Origin of the sequence: Cohnella zeiphila, from assembly GCF_014212055.1 — a bacterium.
Lineage (GTDB): Bacteria > Bacillota > Bacilli > Paenibacillales > Paenibacillaceae > Cohnella > Cohnella zeiphila.
The window spans coordinates 195,545-214,584 of sequence record NZ_JACJVO010000003.1 but is presented as its reverse complement, the minus strand read 5'-3'; the positions used below and the strand labels follow the sequence as shown (position 1 = coordinate 214,584).

Sequence of the window (19,040 nt, the reverse complement as noted above, 5' to 3'; positions counted from 1 at the left end):
TTCGCCGCCTTTTTCGGGTTCTTCCCTATGGTGCGCTCTTCCAACTTGAAGGACAGTCGCCGCGCTAACGAAACCAGGAGACGCTATTCGGCCCAAATCAACGGTTTGCCGAGGCTAACGAAACCAGGTGATCTTATGGAGCGGAAGATCGCCGATTTCCCGTATTTCTTGGGCCGATAAGCTCGCTAGGTTCCGTTACAGCGCCGCCTCTCTCTTTTTGAGGCAAATAAGACCTTACAGATTCGTTAGCGCTGATCGACAGGGCGGATCGTCCGCCCAAGCTCATCCATCAGCCGGATGATAACGGTGACGGCCTCTGCTCTGCTGACGGTGCCGTCCGGTTCAAAGCGGTTGCCCGGTCTGCCCTGAATCAGCCCTCGCTCAAGAACCGCGCGCACCGCGACGGCCGCCCACTTCGGAATGGCCGTGCCGTCGTCGAAGTCGGCCGTGCCCTGCGTCGCTGTCTCTTCGGCCGCCCCCAACGCATTCGCCAGCATGGCCGCGAGCTGCGCGCGGTTCAACTCCTCGTTCGGCCGAACGGTATGATCGCCGTAACCGTGCAGGATCCCGGCATGAACCGCAAGCGCGATCGCCGGCTTGGCCCAATCTCCGATGCGGTCGGCATCCGCAAAATCCGGAAGCTCCGAAGGCTGCGCTCCCGGCTGCAGCGCGTTCATGAGCATAACGGAAAACTCTGCACGCGTCACGCTCCGGTCGGGCTTGAACGTCCCGTCGGCATATCCCTTGACGATGCCTGCGTCCAAGGCCTCTTGGATGGCATCGGCCGCCCAGTGGCCTTCCGTATCCGGAAAGCTTGGCCGGTTCGGCTCGCTGGCGGCAAGCACCGCGAATTTGGTCAGATGATTGGATTCGACTTCGATGAAGGAACCGCTGACCGTTCCGCCCATCTCGATCCACCGATGCCCGGTCTCATCATAATAATAGACCGAGGCCCGTTGACCCGCGCTTATCTTGGACGGGTCAAACTGAAAACGAAGCTTGATCGGCACCGCGAACGTGCCCGCTTGATCCTTGGTAACCTCGAAAACCGGGCTGAGCGCCCCAGGGCTTCCTTGCAGCAAAAGGTCCAGCACGGTCGGATCGCTTAGCTTCTGAATCGCGTACTTCACCGTTTGGCCGATCGCTCCCCTCGGCACAACAAGCGTCATCTCGTCTCCCAGCGACAGCTCCGCAGACTCTCCGGCCGGGACTTGCTTGTCAACCCGATCCGGATCGGCCGGCGGAGCGGTCGGCGATGACGTAGGCACCGGAGTCGGTGACGGCGTTGGCGTTGGCGTCGGTGTCGGTGTCGGTGTCGGCGTTGGTGTTGGAGTCGGAGTCGGTGTCGGCGTTGGTGTCGGCGTAGGCGTTGGCGTAGGCGTTGGCGTCTCCGCTTGAACGCTGGCCATCACGAAGCCATTGTCCGTCGTAAAGGATACATCTTTCCCGTTCCATTGCACTCCGGAAACGCCGGGAGCGTATACGACGGCCGTCATGCTGTTGAGGCCGTCCTGTTCGTCCGAACGAAGGCTCAGTTCCCCGCCTTCCAGATTTGCCGTGATTTGAACGTCCGCCGCCGCATCGTTCCGGCCGTCCACGAACGAATACTGCAGCCCGCCGATCTGCTCTTCTCCGCCATTGTAATCGAACACTTGCTTGCGACCGTCCAGCAGATCCACTTCCACCCGGCCGTCGTCCAATTTGCGGACGGCCTGGATTTTGCTCGACCCGCGATAAGGCTCAAGCACGCTCACGAACTGAGCGCTCTTCGCGTTCACCCGATTGACCAGCGTCGGCGTGTAAACGTCCGTCGCGTTGCCCGGACCCGGGGCTTCCCCGACGATCATCTGCGACGGCGTCGCCGCGGAGCCCGTCAGGCTGAACAGCTTCAGACCGTTGCCCGCCGCCGTTTTCCAAGCGCCCTCCCAAGGTCCCGTCAATTCCTTCACGGTGCCGTTGCGGAAGAACGGGTAGGCGTCCTTCGTCCCGAGCGGTCCCGCGAAGGGGCTCATCTCCGTGCCGGGCGCGAACGTCCCCGTTCCGTGCAGCACCCAGTCATACTGATGCTCGGTATCGGAGGAGACGCTGAACAAGTCGATGAGATAATCGCCCGTGACCGCGACAGTTCGCTCATACCGGTTCATGCCCGCGTACGCCTTGCTTGACGTGTTCTTCATGATCTTGAACGGTGCCGACTGCAGGAACAGCTTCGTCGGATCGTAGGTTTCCGCGCCGCTCTCGTCGGTCGGAATCTGCTGCGTATCTCCGTCGACGAGCACGGTGTTGTGGGCGAACGACTTTTTGTAATAGGATTCGTACATCGAGTTGCTGTACGGCGGAATGCCGAGATCCGGCGCGAGCCGCTCCCCTTCGCCGAAGATCTCCAGGTGAAGCTTGTCGGGATGGCCGTGATAGCCGCCGTGGTTGCCGTAATCGACGAGCGCGTACAGCTGATCGTCCCCTTCGCCGGCCCGCAGCACCGAATGGCCGATACCCGTGAAGTTCAGGCTGGCGGAAGGCAGCGAGCCCCCGTTCGGGATGGCATCTTTTCCATAGAAGACGGCCTGCTCGCCGACGATGCCGGAAGACGTGTCGCCCGGCACGACGAAGCCTCCCCGCACGCGCTGCTTGTCCGCATACAGTTCGTGAAGCAGCGCGCCGTAGGCCGGATCGTCATAATACGCGTACACAGCCTCGTAATCCATCGGCACGACTCTCCCGGGCGCCGCGAGGCTCGTCGGATACTTGCCGGAATCGTTGCCGTTGATGATGCCCAGATCGGGAAAAGCATACTGCAGCGTCACATCGTACATTTTCTTGAAGTTCGGGTTGGCGAACAGGTCGTATCCCATGCTTTTCAGCGCCTGCGCATGGTCGAACAGCGCGGATTGCGCGTAGAAATGGTACCCGATCGCTCCCTCGTACCAGAATCCGTCGGACAATACGCTGTTGTCCATCTGGAAGTTGAACCCGCTGCGGCCGCTGACGGAGAAGTCCATCAGCGTCTTGTCTTCCAGAATCGCCCCGATCGTTCCGATCGCCGCGTTATGCCAGGTCTGCCAGTTCGATTTGCCGACGTCGTAGCCCTGAAGCGTCTTGGCCGACGGAGCGAACAAGTTCTGTTCGACGTCGTACTTCTCGGCTTCGTTCATGAAGCCGCTCGGCTCGATCAGGTCGTAAGCCTGCGCCAGATCGATCATCTGCACGGCTTCGTCGAGCGATTGGTAGAAGATGCGGCCGTTGAGCGGCTGCAGCGGATAGCTCGGGTACAATTCCGCGTAGTTCACCAGGATTTCCTTGGCCTTCAACGCATACTTCGTCTCGCCGGTCAGCGCATAGACGATCGCGAGATTGCGAGCCGCCTCCATGTTCACCGTATGGGCGGTAAAGCGCCACGCCGCGTCAAGGTCGTCTCCGGTAAGCCACTGGCCGTCGGTCGGGCACAGATGCTCGTGCGGCTTGTCGTAGTCGAACACGAGCGGAGTGTCGCCGCAGACGTACAGAGTGCTCTCGCCTCCCGGCTTGGACGGATAATACACCGTCCTGTCGACCCATTCGTCGGCCTTCAGCCGGATGGCGGCCAGGTAGTCCTGCGCCCAGACGTACTTTTGAATTTTCTCCTTGGCTTGATTCAGCTGCTCCTGTGAGGCCATCACGTAAGGATGCGCCTTAGTCGCTTCTCTTGGCGCTCCCACCTTGAGATTCATCGCGACGGTCGTCTCCTTGCCTCCCTGAAGCGGCTTGACCGACAGGATCGCCTGCCGGGCATCGCCGGCTTGCGCGGAGGCGGGCACGTTCACCTGGATGTCGACGTCCGTCTCCTCTCCCTTCGCCACGACATCGGTCGCCGAGGGAAATGTCGCGTCGTAGCCGGCGGCGAAAGGCGTCGTCAGCGTCAGTTGATACGCGGTGTCCGCGTCTCCGATATTTTTGAGCGAGAAGGAATAATGCAGCGAGCTGTCCGGAAGCGCGCTCTTGTCGATGGAACGGATCGAAGGCTCGACGGCGTTCTTCGTCAGGGCGAGCGCGTCGAAGATGAGCTTGTCGTCCGGGCTCGGCGCGGGGTCCGAATCGTACCAGCGGGGATGGAGGATGATCTTCGTCAGGTTGCTCAAGTTCGCCCCGCCGTTGGAGTTCAGGAATTGGTTGAACGGCAGCTCGATCTTTTTCCAGCCCGTCCAATCCACATAGAACGAGCTCATGAAATATTCGTTGCCCGCCACGCTATCGTCCGGCGTACTGAGAATGACGTACACTTTCTTGTTCGAAGCCGTCTCCGAATAGAGCCAAAACTCGAGCTGATCGTTCGTCTGCCAAGGGGCCGTCGTCACATCCGTAATATCGATCGGCGCCGTCGGGTCCGTCCACTTCCCCGCCCAATCGCCCAACACGGCGGGCGTCTGCACGGGGGTCGTATTGCTCCAACCGGAGAACGATTCCGTGTCGCCGACCGGGATGCTGGAGCTGCCGGAGAGGTCGATCCGATACGCGTGGCTCGTCTCTTCGCTCGTCTTGCCGTCCAGCACCGCTTTGGCGACGATCGTCTGCGAACGGTCGACGACGATCGGCTCCGAGTAGAGCCGATAGTCCGGGTCGACGCCGTCGATCCTGTAATAGATCTCCGCCCCGTCCGTCTCCGAGCTAAGAGCAACCGTCTTCGGCTCGGCGTACGTTCCGGCCGTCGGGCTGGCCGTTACATTTTCCACGACATCGCGGTAAACGAAAGTATACCGATAAGTTGTCTCCTCGCTGTCCACACCCCCGACGGATGCCTTGGTCACCAGCGTCGTGTCCTCGGTCAGCACGATCGGCGAGGTATAGCGCTGGAAGTCGCTGTCGACCCCTTCTCTCTTGTAGTAGATCGTCGACAGAGAGGAGGGCTTCGACAAGCTGGTCAACGTCACCGTCGCCTTGTTCACGTACTCGCCGGACGGCTTGTCCGCCGCGACCGGGTAAACCTCGCCTTGTCCCGTCAACCGGATGTCGTCCAAATACATGTTTAGCGTCGGATCGAGCGTCGTGCCGCCGACGCCGGCTTGATCGAAGCGGACGTAGTCCATCGGGCCCCATGCCTTGACGCCAGCCGAACTCGTCTGCGTCTTCACGACGTCGAGCGGCACCTCGACCTGCTTCCACCCGGTCCAGTCCAGCGGCAGGCGATAATAGTAATACTCGCTGTCGCCCTTCATGAAGAAGCGGAGTTGAATCGGCTTGTCCGCCTGATCGCCTGTTCGCGCCTTCTCGTTATACGCCCAGAACGACAGCGCGGAGTATCCGTTCAGATCGACGTTCGGGGCTTCCTTCGGGTAAATGAGCGCCGCGCCGGCGATATAAGAGTCCGGATTGTCGGCATCGACGTTGATCGCCAGCTTCCACTTCTTCGAGCCCGCTCCTTCCTTGACATAGGCCGGGTCCGTGTTCGCCTCCAGCGCGATGCCTGCGGTCCCGACCGTATCTCCCGCCGCATTCGTCGCGGAATCCATGTTGTTGAGCTGCAGAGACAGCGGCACAACCGTCGGCAAATCCGCGGCTTGCGCGGCGTTCGGCGATACGGCGGCCGGGAAGCTTGCGGCCAGCATCAGCGCTGCCGTCCAAGCGGCGATTCGTTGCCTTGCCTTGCGAATGGCCATTTCCTCATCCCTCTCGGTCCGTATGGGAATAGACAAGCCCCGTCGGTGCGACCACGGGGCTTGCTTTTCGGTTAACGATTATTTGACGGCCGCTTTCGCGCGCTCGTCCGCTTTTTTGTAGATCGCCAAGATGTCCTCGTACCCAAGCTTCTTCTCCTCGTCGACGAACTTGTCCCAATCGTCGAAGCTGCGGGTGCCCATGATGAACTTGGAGAAGTTCTCGTCGCGATGGCTGTTCAGCGAATCGCCCTTCGTGCTCAGGATTTGCTGCTCGTCCGGAGTGAAGGCGAGCTTGGACTGCTTGTCGCCGTCATACTTGGGCGATTCCTCGTAAGCGGCCTTCAGCTCCGGCGATGACACCGAGATGTGGGCGTCGAAGTCGAACCAGGCATAGGTGCCGTCCGTCGAGAGGCCGGTCTTCTTGCGCAGATCCGTAATATCGGCGTACTTCTCGGTGAAGCCGTTCGAATCGTAGGTCTCGCCTTCCTTGCCCCAGCTGACGAGCTTGCGCCCTTCGTCCGAATAGAAGAAATCGATGAACTTGACGATGTCCTTGATCTTAGAGGACTTGGAGGAGATCATGAAGCCTTCTTCCGACGTCGCCGTGTAGGCGTTCTTCTGCGAGCCCCCTTCGCCGGCCGGAGGCGCCATGAAGTTCATCGTGAATTCCGGGTTGTCCGGGCGCAGCGCCGCGTTGTAGAAGTCGATGCGGCCGATGTAGTCGAGCGTGACGAACGCCCGGTTCGTGGAGACGATATCCTGCCACATCTTCGTGTCGATGGTCAGGAAGTCCTTCGGGATCAGGCCGTCCTTGTAGAACTTGTTGAAGTAAGTGAGCATCGTCTTGTATTCATCCTGGACCGGCGCGTATTTCCATTCGCCGGATGCGCTGTCGTAGTAGACGCTGGCGCTCTGCGCGTCGACAGGCGCCGGTACGTTGAAGGTAGCTCCGAAGTCTTCGAAGTAGCGAAGCCCGTTGCGGAAGCTCAGCGGATAGCTGTCGGGATAGGCCGCCTTCAGCTTTTTCAGCGTCTCGTATAGCTCGTCCCACGTCTTCGGAGCCGTCAGGCCCAGCTTCTTGAACACGTCCTCGCGGTACATCCAGGAGCGCCGGTTCGACTCGCCGAGGCCCTGATTCGGGAATTCGTACATCTTGCCGTCGGAAGAGAGCATGTTCTGCGTCTCCGTCGGATACTTCTTCATCCACTCCTTGAAGTTGGGCATGTCGTCGACGTAATCAAGGATGTTGACGAGCGCGCCCTGCTGGCCGAACTTGTCGGCGACGGACTTCTCCTGCGTCCACATCAGATCGGGCATGTCGCCCGAAGCGATCGTCAGGCTGAGCGCGTCCTCCAGCAGATTGCCCGCCGGCAGCTGCACGTCCAGCGTCACGCCGGTCTTCTCTTTGATATACTGCCAGACCTTCCAGTTCTTGTCGTAAGGCCAGCTCGGATTGCTGTAGTCCAGAAAAGTAAACGTCTGCGGCTTGAGCGGCTCCGAGGAGCCCGCCCCCGGCGCGCCGGCTCCCGGAGAAGCCGTAGAGGCGGAAGGAGACGGGCTCCCTCCATTGTTGTCCTTGCCGTTCGAGCATGCGCCCAGCGCCAGGCTCAGTCCCATGACCGCGGATAACACGACGGCCGCCTGTTTTTTCTTCATGCTTTTCCCCTCGCTTTTCTTCCCTGATTTTCGGTAGTCGCTTGCCTCTATGTCAACCCTTGACCGACCCGATAAGCGCTCCCTTGGCGAAATACTTCTGGAGGAACGGGTAGACCAATAGAATGGGAACCGTCGTCACGATGATCGTCGCGTATTTGAGAGACTCGTCGACGATGATGCTGTCCCCGCCGATATTGCCCGCGCCGTTGGCGCCGCCCGAGCCCTGCAGCACCATGCTGCGGACGATGACCTGCAGCGGGAACAGGTCGGTGTCCCGCAAGTAGAGCAGCGCGGAGAAGAAGTTGTTCCAGATCGCGACGCCGTAGAACAAGCCGATCGTCGCGAGGATCGCTTTGGACAGCGGAAGCACGAGCCGGATAAAGATGCCGATATCGTTCAGGCCGTCGATCTTGCCGGATTCTTCGACTTCCTGCGGCATCGAGGAGAAAAACGTGCGCATGACGATCAGATTCCAGGTGCTGACCGCGCCCGGCAGCACCATCGCCCAGATCGTGTCGAGCAGGTGATAGCTGCGGACGACCAGGAAGGTCGGAATCATCCCCCCGCTGAAGAACAGCGTGATGACGACCATAACCATGAAGCCGCTGCGGAACAGCATCTCCCGTTTGGAGAGAGCGTAGGCCCCCGCCGCGCTGACCAGCAGGGAGGTGGTCGTTCCGAGCGACGTATAGACGATCGTATTCAGGTAAGCCCGCCCGATCGACGGGTTGTCGAAGACGGCTGCGTACGTGTTCAAGGTGAATTCCTTGGGCCAGAAGAACACCTCGCCCTTCAGGACGGGAACCGTGCCGCTCAGCGAGACGGCGATCATGTAGAGGAACGGATAAAGGGCGGATGCCGCGACCAGGAACAAGACGAGGTACAGCAGCGAATCGAAGATGCCGAATCTAGGTTTGATGGTCGTTCTCTCCTTTCGTCACCACAGGCTTGTCTCGCTCGTCCTGCGGCTGATCCAGTTGGCCGTAAGAATAAACAGCAGGTTCACGACGCTCGTAAACAGGTCGATCGCCGTTCCGTAGCTGTAGTTCATCGACTGAATGCCGGTTCGGTATACGTAGGTGCTCAGCACGTCCGCCGTGGAATAAATGGATGGATTGAGCATGAGCAGCACTTTCTCGAAGCCGATATCCAGCACGTGGCCGACATTCAGGATGAACAGGATGACGATCGCCGCCGAGATGCCCGGAAGCGTAATGTGGCGCAGCTGATGCCAGCGGTTCGCGCCGTCCACCCGTGCCGCTTCGTACAGCTGAGGATCGATGGCGCTCAGCGCCGCCAGGTAGATGATCGTCTCCCAGCCGACGTGCTGCCAGATCTCGGAGAGAACGTAGAGCGTCCGGAAATAATGCTCGTCCTGCATGAAATTGATCGAACTGTAGCCGAGCCATTCGACCACGCGGTTCACGAGGCCGCTCGACGGGGACAGGAACAGGAACATCATGCTGACGACGACGACGTTGGAGATGAAGTGAGGCAAATAGCTGATCGTCTGGGCGAGCCGCTTGACGATGCCGAGGCGTACTTCGTTCAGCAGCAGCGCAAGCGCGATGGGAGCCGGGAAGCCGAACACGACCTTGTACGCGCCCAGCACCACCGTATTGCGCAGCAGCTTGGGAAAATCGGGGCTATGGAAGAAAAGCGAATAATATTTGAAGCCGACCCATTCGCTCGCCCATACGCCTTTGAAAGCGTTATAATCCTTAAATGAGATCAAGATGCCGAACATCGGGACGTACTTGAACAGAACGTAGTACGCGAGCGCCGGCAGGAACAGCAGCAGCAGGTACTTGCTTCGGTTCCACCTGAATCGGAATTGCGCCATGTTGCTTCCTCCAATAATCTGGCTTGTCTATGCGGCCTATGTTACGGAATCGGTGGGCCGCCCATCCATCATGCGGTGTCCGTAATCTTCGCGAAGATTCGGAAATTCGAAAATCGAGGAACTTTCTTAACGAAGGAGAAGCGCCGCGGCAGCGGCGATAGCGGAATGTCCCGCAAGCGCGAGGTTCTTCCGCAACGGTTAGAAGCCCTCCCTTCCATGGACCGAAACTTCCGTCCCTGTCTCGTGGGAACGATAGAGACTCTCCACCGCCGCGACGACGCTGCGGGAATAGGCCATCGAGCAAGCAGGCTCGCGATCCTCTTCCATGGCTTCGAGCAGATCCTCGAATTGCCGCAGGAAGGGATTCGCCCGAGGCGGAACGGGCGCTTCCCGGTAAGCTCCCCCGTCGCTTACCCACAAGCCGGCCCCGGTTCGCAGCAGGAGGCTGCCGCCGGTGAAACGAAGCTCCGTCTCGTCGACCACGGCTCCAAGGTAACCGGATTGCGAGATCGTCGCGGGAATCCCCGCCGAAGTCTCGAGAAAAGCGGTGCCGCCTCCTTCGACATCCCCGATCGGAGAGTCGTAATCGAGCACGGCCTTCACCTTCGTTACCCGGCTGTTCGTCAGCCACTGGATCTTGTCGATCGAATGGGAACCCAGATTCGTCAGGATGCCGCCGCCGGCCTTCGCCTTCTCGAAAAACCAGCCGGGCCTTCCCGGCACGTCGTAGCGCTGATGGCGCCTGTCGTTAAGGAGCACAAGCCTCCCCAGCCGGCCGCTCTCGATCCATTCCTTCGCCGCCAACGTCTCGGCGATGTAGTGCTGCGTGTGGCCGACCATCAGCTTCACCCGGCTTGCGCGGACGAATGCGGCAATCTCGTCGCACTCGGCCGAATCCAGCGCCATCGGCTTCTCGAGCAGAACATGGCAGCCGCGGGCCGCCGAGAACAAGGATGCCTCCTTGTGCAAAAAGTGAGGCAAGGTGACGACCGCGATGTCCGGCCTCTCCCGCTCGATCATTTCCTTGTAATCCGCATAAGCCCGGATGCCGTAAAGGGCTGCCAGCTCGTCCGCGCGCCGGCGATCGATATCCGCGATCGAGCACGGGACAAGCTTCTCCGCAAGCCCGATCGCCTCCAGATGCTTGCCGGCGATGCCGCCGGCTCCGATTATCGCCACGCGATAGGTCATTCGTTCCATCCCCCTTGCTTCTATCGGGGCTATCATAGCAGCGTCCGGCGAGCGCGGGTATCGGGGGATCTTTCGTTTCTTGTCGATATTATCAATGCGGGGCGATAAAGGAGCGAATCGTTAAAGAGGACAAGTTTCCGAAGCAATGAGTATTGAGAGAAAAGTTGACATCGGACTATACTCGTTTTTAAAAGACTGCGAGATCATCTTCGAAAAGGGTGACGGGATGAACCGAATGACGCGACTCCTCAGCACGGCCAATCATCAGATGTCTCTTTTCTACACGTTGCTCGGCAGCTTCATCGCGATCATTCTGCTCCTGGTATCCATCCATTCTTTCGCCTACACGTTCTTCCGCCACAATCTCAAAAACGAGATTATTTTGAACAGCAGCCTGAATCTCGATGCGACCGCCGCCAATTACGAGAAGCACATCAAGCTGATCCGAAGTTTTATGCTCGGCTACCTGTTCGACAACGACACGGAGATTCTGCGGCGGGGCAACCCGATGAACCGCTACAACGTCGTCGTCAACGTGCAAAAAGAGCTGGGCCACAAATTGAACAACACCCTGCTCTACGTGAACAACATCATCTATTACTTCCCGGACGACGATTTTGTCATCGAGCGCGACGGCACCCGCACCGCGGAGACGATGTTTTCCAAGTTCTATGCTTCGCCGGCGTACGGCGCCGAATTCTGGGATCGGGAGATGGAGAGCGACGCCAGCTTCAAAATTTATCCCGCGGCGACCTTCAGCTCCGACACGGCGTTCGAGCGCCACCCCCTCGGCTTGTTCCTGCCGATTCTGGTCAAGAACGCGTTCGATCACCGCTTCGCGTTCATCGTGCTGCTGAACGGCGAAGAAACCTACGAGGCGTTCCACCAATCCAAGCCGGACAGCGGCTTCTACATCCTCGGCCCCGATCGCGAGGTCCTCTTCTCCTCGTCGGACCGCTTCCCGCTGCCGAAAACCATCGCCGCCAAGACGGGCGTCGGCTACGTGAGAGCGGACGACAATTATTACTTTTACCGCACGGCCCCGGAGACGGGCTTTACTTATTTCGAGGTCGTATCGAATGCGGGATTGGCGGCCCAGATTCACCGATTGAACCTGATCATCGGGGCGCTGCTCGCGATTTCCCTTTTGATCGGATTGGCCGTTTCCTATTATTTTTCCAGACGGTTCCATAATCCGCTGGCGAACATGATCCGCTCGGTCCAGTCGCTCAACGCGATGGGAGGGCCTGCGGGGCGAGGAAGCCGGATCAAGGAGTTCAACCTGCTCCACAGCGTCTTAAGCGACTTGTCGCGGTCGAACCGGGAATATCACGAGGACCTGCAGGCCAAGAACACCCTGCTGCAGCAGTTCGCCTATATGACGAAGCTGAAAAAGATCCATATCTCCGGAACCCCGCTGCAGGCCGCGCTCAACGCGGACGAGCCTTACCGGTTCGCGCTGACGCAGATTGACTTCAAAGGAAGGTTTGCCACGGAGATTACGAACACGCCCCATCGCGCCTTGAACACGTACAAGGAGCTGATCGACGCGCATTTTTCCGGCCTGTACGAAGACTCCTTGACCTTCCAGCTGGAGAAGGATCAGATTCTGACCATTCTGTTCGACAAGAGCGGCAGCGAGGGCGCGCAATTCGAGGGGCTGGACGCGCTGGCTCGGCTGCTTCGCGAGGACTCGGTCTACTGCAACTTCACGATCGCCGTCAGCCCGGTCCGTCACAACTCTGCGGATTTCGCGGAGACGTATCAGAACGTGCTCGACCTGATCAAGCAGAGGCGGCTGGGGGAGGACGTGCAGATCATCGCCGAATGGCGGCCGCAGCCGGCCTTAATGATTCCTTCGCCCTCCGAGGAGAACGAGCTGACGGCCAACCTGCAGTCCGGGTGCGACGACGTGACCATCCCGCTTGTGGACCAGTTGCTCGATCAGCTGGCGAAAGCCGGGGCGATGGCCCGACAGTTCCAGGATTTCGCCAAGGAGATCGTCAACAAGACCTTGAAGATCATGTACGCCCAGAACATCTCGATCCATTCGTTCACCGAAGGCGGCTCGCCGTACGATCAGTTGAGGGCGTGCCACACGCTGGAGCAGTACAAAGCTTTCTTCCATCGCTTCCTGTCGCGGTCGGCTGCGGCCGTTCAGGCCAAGAGGTCCGAGACCGACGTCATGACCAAATTCGTCATGGAGTACGTCGAAGCGAATTACGGCAGCGACCTGTCGCTCGACGCGATCGCGGGCAAGCTCGGCATCACGGGACCTTACCTGTCGACTTACTTCAAGGAGAAGACGGGAACGAACTTCAGCGACTACATTCTGACCGTCCGCATGAACAAGGCGACCGAGATGCTGCGCGAGACCGATCTGAAAATCCAGGAGATCGCTTCGCTCGTCGGCTACTATACCGTCGCCTCGTTCAATCGCGTGTTCAAGCGATTCACCGGCATTACGCCGAGCGAATTCCGCAGACATCATAACCGGCTGAAAGAGTAACGACTGTTGCGCTCGGCCCATTCAAGGAGGAATTTGACCATGTTCACGACCCTGCCGCTCGTCCAACGCGTGCTCCCCCGCGAAGGGGAGACATACGAACCTGCTTCGAACAGCCCCATGATTCTGACCGCCGCGGAACCGGATGAGCGACTGGCCGAGGCGGTCCGCAGGCTGTTCCCGGGGGCGATGCTGGAGGAAAAAAGCTTGGCAGTCGCTATTCCGTGGCAAGCGCCGGAGGACGCGTTCGCGGAAGCGATGACGGAAGAGGTACAGTCGGGGGGCTCATTTGGGAAAGAAGTGACAGGCGAGGTGCAGTCGGGATATGCCTTCCCTTACTCGATCCAATGGGGACCTGGCACGGATATGGACGGGCCGGCTGAAACGGTCAAGCTCGAGGGGGTGCCCCGCGAAGGTTACCGTCTGATCCTCAGCGGGTCGACCGCCCTCATCGGCGCGAACGACGCGGCGGGCTTGTTCTACGGCCTGCAAACGCTGCGGCAGCTGCTGGATCAAGGTGCGCCTCTGCCGGCGGCGGATATCGCCGACTGGCCGGACGCCCCGCTTCGCTGCCTGAACTACGACCTGCGCCAGACGTTCTCCAAGCCGGAGCTGCTGGTCGAATACATGGATACGATGGCGGCGTTCAAAACGAACGCCCTATTGATCGAATACGAGGACAAGTTCCCGTTCGCGAGGCATCGCGACCTTGCGCATCCCCGTCACGCTCTGACGGACGAACGGCTGGACGCGCTGCTGGACGCCGCGCAGCGGAATTTCATCGAGGTCATTCCGCTGCAGCAGACGTTCGGGCACCTGGAATATGTTCTTGGCCGCGACGAGTACAGGCATCTGCGGGAGACCGAAGCTTCGACCGGCGAGCTGTGTCCGAGCCGGCCGGAGTCGTTCGCGCTCGTCTGCGGCCTGCTGGAGGAGATGGCTGCCCGCCATCCCCGCTCCCGCTATTTGCATCTGGGCTGCGACGAGGTATACAGCCTCTGCGAGTGCCCGGCATGCCGCGAGGCGTTCGGCGGCTCCCGCAACCGGGCCTTCCTGAGCTTCGTCAACCGGCTGATCGGGTTCGCCTGTTCTCTCGGCAAAAAACCGATCATCTGGCAGGACATTCTGGCGGCCTGCTCCGACGAGGAGCTTCGCGATCTCGATCCGCGCGTCGCGGTCATGATCTGGCACTATAACGGCAAGAACATCGACCGGCTCGTCTCCCCGCTCGCCTCTCGCCTGCGCGGGCTCGGCATCGAGGTCATCGGCGCGCCGTCCGTGCGCTGCTTCGACCGCAAAGACGATCAGAACTATCCGCTCGCGCAGGAGCGAATCGACAACATCGAGCAGTGGGCCCGGGTCGCGGCCGAGCAGAACATGGCCGGTCTCGTCGGCACGAATTGGACGGCCGTCTTCAGCCTCGGCGTCCCTTACGGCATCTTCGAGACGTCCTGGTACACGTCCGCTTACTTCGCGGATGCCGCCTGGAATTTGAAGCGGTCGGGCGGATGGAGCCGGAGGCGGTTCATCGACCGGTTCCTGCACGTCTTTCACGGCATCCGGCCGAAGACGGCCGAAGCGCTACTGGGCCGGCATGACGACGCGGACTACTACGCGTCCATGCCCAAATTGCTGGACGCGGCGGTTCGCAACCGGGAGACGGCAAGCTTGATCGCCGCGATGGTCGATTTCGAGACGGCCGCCGACCGCTCGCGGACCATCCACAAATACGTCTACCGCTGGAGGCTGTTCCCCGGGAGCGAGCCCGAGCGGCGCTCGCTGACGAACAATTACCGGATCACCCGGGCAGGGCTTCGCCGCGCCCGGGCACGAATGGAGGCCGCGCTGAAAACATTCCAGCCCGCCGATATGGCCGAGCACTACCTCCTCTCCCGCTTCTACCTGCACGACTTCCTGGACGAAACCTTATACCGTCCGATGGGGTTGACGGAAGCGGAGGAACGGGACGAAAGCGGCGATAACGGCGCCTGACGGTTATCCGACCGAGCTCTAGCGGTCCTTGAAAGTACCCGGTGGCATCACGGGACCGGGTCGTCCTCGCGGCCCTGCGACTCTCCTATGTCGATTGCGCGGATGTGGTTCAAATATTGAGCTTCTTTCGCCTACTTCCGCGTCTATTCACGAATGCGGCTCCATATTTGAGCTTCTTCCGCCCAACCGCCCGCTCGCCTTTTCCCCTTTCTCCCCTCACGCGAATCTCGCGTCAACTAATCCAAGCTCTTGTCGTATTTCGCGTACCTCTTCCAAACTTCGTAACCCAGCTTGCCGTAGAAATCGACGAACGGCGTGGTGTCGATCACGATTCGCCGGATGCCGCGCTCTCGCAAGAAATGGATGGCCGCCTGCACGATCGAAATTCCGTACCGGTGACCGCGATATGCCTCGTCGATGCCCAAGGGACCGATCCCGCCCAGCTCGTCCTCGAACAGAGGAGCCCAGTACACGTTCTGGGCCAATAAAGGCGATTCACCGTCGTTCATCCGGCAGAAGCCGATTAGCTTGCCTTGCTTCTCCAGCACGACGTACTCGCGCCCGGTTCCGCCCCGCTCCCAGTAATCCCGGTGCTGGAGATCCCACGTCCCCGGAAAACAGCGGGCCATGAAAGCCGTCAGCGCGTCGCGGTCCCTGGGAGTCGCGACCCGGGCCGCCGCTTCTCCCAGGGAGGGCAGAGCCGTCTCCTCGTCGGTATCGTAGGCCTTGATCAGATCGTAGACATTTTCCCGGCTAACGTATCCTCTCTTCTCGAACCAACGCTTCGTCTCCGCCAGCTCGCCCGGGATGCCGGGGAACATCCGGCGGTGAAGATCGTTGCCGAGAACAATCCGCCTGACGCCCGCCGCCCGCAGCGCCTCCTCCGCCCGTCCGAGCAAAGCTCCTCCTATCCCTTTTCCTCTCCAAGCGGATGCGGTCAGCAGCGCATGGATCCAGCCCGCATCCTCCCGCAGCCCAAAGCGTCGTTCGTCTCCTTTGCCGGCCGTCTTGGCGATCACAAAGCCGACAAACGCTCCCGTGCCGGGGTCTCGTGCGACCCATGAGCCTTCCCGCAGCAGGCGGCTGTCCGCGGCGACGTTCTGACGCAGCAGGCGCGGCCGGAGCGGATACGAACCGCCCAGCTCGGCGTTCCAAATCGACAGCGCTTCGTCCAAGTGTCGTTCTTCCAGTCGTTCGAAGATCATGGTTCCTCCCGAGGTTGACGATAATTGTTGCGAAATCAGGCAATGAAGGAAAACGCGCCTGGGCGCTCCCTTTCTCCATTGCCGGTCTTCTATAGTCAATCTAGCCGATACGCGATAAGTGGAAAATAAGCCGATTTTGCGATCGTTCGTCATTTTTAAGATCCGGCCGCAAAAAACGAAAAAAAGAAAAGAGCCGCTCCTACAACGGCTCTTCCCCAATCCAAGGGACGCGCTTACGGCTCGCTCCATTCCCGAGCTTACCAGCTTACTAGCTTCCTTGCTTATCGCCTCATCTCAACCGGCTCGTCGCGATACCGGCCAGCAGCGCCATCCCGAGCGGGATGCAATCCTCGTTCAGCTCGTACTTCGGATGGTGCAGCCCGAACGCTTGATTCGCGTTCTCCTTCGGGCCCGAGCCGAGCCAGAAGAAGCAGCCCGGCACCTCGCGCAAATACAGCGAGAAATCCTCGCCGGCCAACGTCGGCGCAGCCTCGAGCCGGCTCGTCGCTCCGATCGTCTCCGCGATTACCGCTTCGACCCGGCTCGTATTCGGCTCGCGATTAACCAGAACCGGAACTTGTCTTATATAACGAAGCCGGGCCGTGCAGCGATGGGCTTGCGCGATTCCTTTTACGATGCGGTCGATCGCGTCCGGCAGCTTGGTCTGTACGTTCGGATCGAACGCGCGGACCGTTCCCGTCAGTTCGCAGGTTTGCGGAATGACGTTGTTCGCTTCTCCCGAATGGATGCTGCCGATCGTCGCGACGACGTTGGCGAAAGGGGACATCTCGCGGCTGACGACCGTTTGGAGCGATTGGACGAGCGCCGCCGCGCACACGATCGGATCGATGCCCTCGTCCGGGATCGCCCCGTGGGCCCCCTTCCCCTCGAGGGAGATCTCGATCCGGTCGACGGAGCCCATCATCGGGCCGACCCGCGTCGCCGCATAGCCCGCGGACAATGTCGGCAGGTTGTGCAGACCGTAAATTTCGGCGACGCCGTCCAGCACTCCTGCGGCGATCATCGCCTTCGCGCCGGCGTTCACCTCTTCGGCCGGCTGGAACAGCAGCCGCACCGTGCCGCCGAACCCCTCGCGGACCAGCAGTTCCGCGGCTCCCAGCAAAATGGCCGTATGCGCATCGTGGCCGCAGGCGTGCATGACGCCCGGCTTCTCCGAAGCATAAGGCACATCCGCCTCCTCCCGGATCGGCAGCGCGTCCATGTCGGCGCGAAGCGCGATCGTCGGTCCCGGCCGCTCGCCGGCGATCTCGGCGACGATTCCGTGGCCGCCGACGCCGGCGCGGTACGGAATGCCCAGCCCGTCGAGCCGGCGCAGGACCCGCGCCGCGGTCTCGGACTCCTCCAGGCTTAGTTCCGGATAGCGGTGAAGCTCCCGGCGGAATTCGATCCAGTCCGCCGCCTTCCGGCGCGCGGCATCGAGCAGCCTCATGCCTGGCCCTCCTCTCCGTACAGCTCCTTCATGATCCGGCGCCCCGTCGGCGTCCGGGCCAGCCCGCCCTTCGCCGTCTCCCGGTGCTCGGCCGGCATCGCGGCGCCGACCTCCAGCATGACTTCGATCACCTCGTCGGACGGGATGGCGCTGGCGACGCCCGCGAGCGCCATATCGGCCGCCGCGAGCGCGGTGACGGCGCCGAAGCCGTTGCGCACGATGCATGGGATTTCGACCAGGCCCGCGACCGGATCGCAGATGAGACCGAGCGAATTTTTGAGCGCCAGGCCGACGGCGTGAACGGCCTGCTCGGGCGTTCCTCCCCTCATCTCGACCAGCGCGCCCGCCGCCATGCCGATGGCGGAGCCGACTTCGGCTTGGCAGCCGCCCTCCGCGCCGGACACGAACGAGTTGTTGGCGATGACGTAACCGATGGCGCCGGCGGCGAACAGCCCGCGAACGAGAACGTCGTCCTCCCAGCCGAATCTTTCCTGGGAGCTGACGAAGACGCCGGGGATGATGCCGCACGAACCGGCCGTCGGCGTCGCGACGATCCTTCCCATCGAGGCGTTGACTTCCGACACCGCCAGCGCGTAGGCCATCGCGGAAGCGGCATCCGCGCCCAGCGAGGGCTCCCCGCCGTCCGCGTGCAGCTTGACGCGCCTCGCATCGCCGCCGGTCAGTCCGCTCCTCGATTTCCGGCCTTCCATCAGCCCTTTGCCGACCGCCTCCCGCATGATCCGGTAGTAATCGGCCATCTGCCGGAAGACTTTTTCCTCGCTCTGCCCGGTCTCCGCCGCCTGGTCGGCGATCATGACATCGGACATGGACGAGCCTTCCTCTTCGCACAGGCGCTTCAATTGCGACAGGCTCGAGAATCTCATGAGATCCCTTCCTTCGCCGTGAGATCGATCATTCGGACACGAGCGACGCCTGCGAGCCGGCCGATTCGCTTAAGCTCCCGCTCCGGCACCGCCTGGTCGCATTCGATAACCGTCAACGCCGCGCCGTTCCTCGATTCGCGGTCGAGCTGCATATGGCCGATGTTCACGCGCGCGCGCTTCAAGGTACCGCTTAATTCCGCAATCGTGCCTTCGCGGTCCGCATGAAAAACGAGCAGGGTCGGATAGCTCGCCGTGAACTTGACGTCGAACCGGTCGACCGCGACCATCTCGATGCTCCCGCCGCCGATGGAACGGCCTTTGACGAACACTCTTCCTTTCTCGCCGCGAAGCCGGATTGCCGCCGTATTCGGATGGATTTCCGGCGTCCGGGCCGCCCTCAGCTCGACCCGCATTCCGGCCTGCGCCGCATGGGCGAACGCGTCCGGAAGCCTCTCGTCGTCCGTAGGATAATCCAGCAAGCCCGCCACGAGCGCCAGATCGGTCCCGTGCCCGCGGTACGTGTCGGCGAAGGAACCGTACAGCACGATCTCCGCCTCGAGCGGAGCCTCGCCAAGCGTCTGACGGGCCGCCCGTCCGATCCGGACGGCGCCCGCCGTATGCGAGCTGGAAGGCCCGATCATGCTCGGGCCGATAATGGAGAAGACGTCCTTGAACCTCATCGC

11 protein-coding genes are annotated in these 19,040 nt (G+C 61.0%); 2 read left to right on the top strand and 9 right to left on the bottom strand.

Features of this window, described 5'->3' with window-relative positions; all coding sequences use genetic code 11:
* Window positions 1-245: 245 nt before the first annotated feature.
* The 5 genes from H7C18_RS03395 to H7C18_RS03375 all read right to left on the bottom strand — a co-directional run bounded on the left by H7C18_RS03395 (window position 246) and on the right by H7C18_RS03375 (window position 10,320).
* Window positions 246-5,630, bottom strand: coding sequence for an S-layer homology domain-containing protein (locus H7C18_RS03395; protein ID WP_185127596.1), 5,385 nt, complete (start codon window positions 5,628-5,630; stop codon window positions 246-248).
* A 78-nt stretch (window positions 5,631-5,708) separates the two neighbouring features.
* The gene (locus tag H7C18_RS03390; RefSeq protein WP_185127595.1) at window positions 5,709-7,286 is read right to left on the bottom strand and encodes an extracellular solute-binding protein; all 1,578 of its coding nucleotides are present in this window, start codon (window positions 7,284-7,286) and stop codon (window positions 5,709-5,711) included.
* A 52-nt stretch (window positions 7,287-7,338) separates the two neighbouring features.
* Window positions 7,339-8,205 carry a carbohydrate ABC transporter permease gene (locus tag H7C18_RS03385; protein ID WP_337912841.1) on the bottom strand — a complete coding sequence of 289 codons (867 nt, stop codon included), beginning with the start codon at window positions 8,203-8,205 and terminating at the stop codon, window positions 7,339-7,341.
* An 18-nt stretch (window positions 8,206-8,223) separates the two neighbouring features.
* Complete coding sequence (locus tag H7C18_RS03380) at window positions 8,224-9,129, bottom strand: ABC transporter permease (protein ID WP_185127594.1); 906 nt, start codon at window positions 9,127-9,129, stop codon at window positions 8,224-8,226.
* A 198-nt stretch (window positions 9,130-9,327) separates the two neighbouring features.
* The gene (locus H7C18_RS03375) at window positions 9,328-10,320 is read right to left on the bottom strand and encodes a Gfo/Idh/MocA family protein (RefSeq protein ID WP_185127593.1); all 993 of its coding nucleotides are present in this window, start codon (window positions 10,318-10,320) and stop codon (window positions 9,328-9,330) included.
* Window positions 10,321-10,555: 235 nt separating this feature from the next.
* On the opposite strand from H7C18_RS03375, the gene H7C18_RS03370 reads away from it, so the two are divergent.
* Together H7C18_RS03370 and H7C18_RS03365 are read left to right on the top strand one after the other, a co-directional pair.
* On the top strand, window positions 10,556-12,829 hold the full coding sequence (locus tag H7C18_RS03370; protein WP_185127592.1) for a helix-turn-helix domain-containing protein: 2,274 nt from the start codon (window positions 10,556-10,558) through the stop codon (window positions 12,827-12,829).
* A 39-nt stretch (window positions 12,830-12,868) separates the two neighbouring features.
* Window positions 12,869-14,818, top strand: coding sequence for a family 20 glycosylhydrolase (locus H7C18_RS03365; protein ID WP_185127591.1), 1,950 nt, complete (start codon window positions 12,869-12,871; stop codon window positions 14,816-14,818).
* Window positions 14,819-15,054: 236 nt separating this feature from the next.
* Here the strand turns inward: H7C18_RS03365 and H7C18_RS03360 are convergent, their stop codons facing one another.
* From H7C18_RS03360 to sdaAB, 4 genes are all read right to left on the bottom strand, one after another.
* Window positions 15,055-16,023, bottom strand: a complete 969-nt coding sequence (locus H7C18_RS03360) for a GNAT family N-acetyltransferase (protein ID WP_185127590.1) — start codon at window positions 16,021-16,023, stop codon at window positions 15,055-15,057.
* A 289-nt stretch (window positions 16,024-16,312) separates the two neighbouring features.
* On the bottom strand, window positions 16,313-17,473 hold the full coding sequence (locus tag H7C18_RS03355) for a M20 metallopeptidase family protein (protein ID WP_185127589.1): 1,161 nt from the start codon (window positions 17,471-17,473) through the stop codon (window positions 16,313-16,315).
* A complete protein-coding gene (gene sdaAA / locus H7C18_RS03350; RefSeq protein WP_185127588.1) occupies window positions 17,470-18,357 on the bottom strand; it encodes an L-serine ammonia-lyase, iron-sulfur-dependent, subunit alpha in 888 nt (295 codons plus the stop codon). The genes H7C18_RS03355 and sdaAA overlap by 4 nt, the downstream gene beginning before the upstream one ends.
* Window positions 18,354-19,037, bottom strand: coding sequence for an L-serine ammonia-lyase, iron-sulfur-dependent subunit beta (gene sdaAB, locus H7C18_RS03345; RefSeq protein WP_185127587.1), 684 nt, complete (start codon window positions 19,035-19,037; stop codon window positions 18,354-18,356). The genes sdaAA and sdaAB overlap by 4 nt, the downstream gene beginning before the upstream one ends.
* Window positions 19,038-19,040: the final 3 nt, after the last annotated feature.